The following is a 591-nucleotide window of genomic DNA, read 5'->3' as shown; positions in this document are numbered from 1 at the left end:
GTTTACCCGGTGTGCTTGGCGGCATCTGCTTACTGCTTGCGATGTACGCACTGCAAATGATGCCCGTCAACTACGCAGGTTTAGGACTGCTGCTACTCGGTATCGCGCTCATGATTGCCGAAGCCTTTAGCCCAAGCTTTGGCATTTTAGGCTTGGGCGGCGTAGTAGCATTTGTGCTTGGTTCAATATTCCTGATGGACAGCGAGCTCCCGGGCTTCCAAATTGCCCTACCGTTGATTTTCGGTATCGCCATTTTCTCTATCGCGTTGATTCTTCTCACTATTGGTTTCTTACTCAGGATTCGAGGAAAAGGCGTCACCACAGGTTTAGAGACCTACCCCGGTAAACATGCCATTGTGAGTGACGACTTCATCGACGGACAAGGCCGCGTGCAGTTTGAAGGTGCATTTTGGCAAGCGAAGACCGAACAAGATCAAGAACTCAAACAAGGTGAATCGGTCACCATTGTTCATGTTAAAGGGCTAACCTTAACGGTGAAGCCCAATGACCGCCCTAAAGAATAGGAGGCGTTTATGATGCTCTACACTGTTGCTGTGATCGTGGTGCTGCTGTTCGCATTAGCGACACAAA

General features: G+C 49.6%; 1 protein-coding gene. It reads left to right on the top strand.

Annotated elements, in window-relative coordinates; all coding sequences use genetic code 11:
- Nucleotides 1-524: NfeD family protein (locus tag R7093_RS26665; RefSeq protein ID WP_318147206.1), on the top strand; the 524-nt coding region annotated here is incomplete at its 5' end.
- Nucleotides 525-591 lie beyond the last annotated feature (67 nt).

The sequence above is a fragment of the Vibrio sp. 1580 genome (genome assembly GCF_033340055.1).
This window is presented reverse-complemented; position numbering and strand designations above follow the sequence as displayed.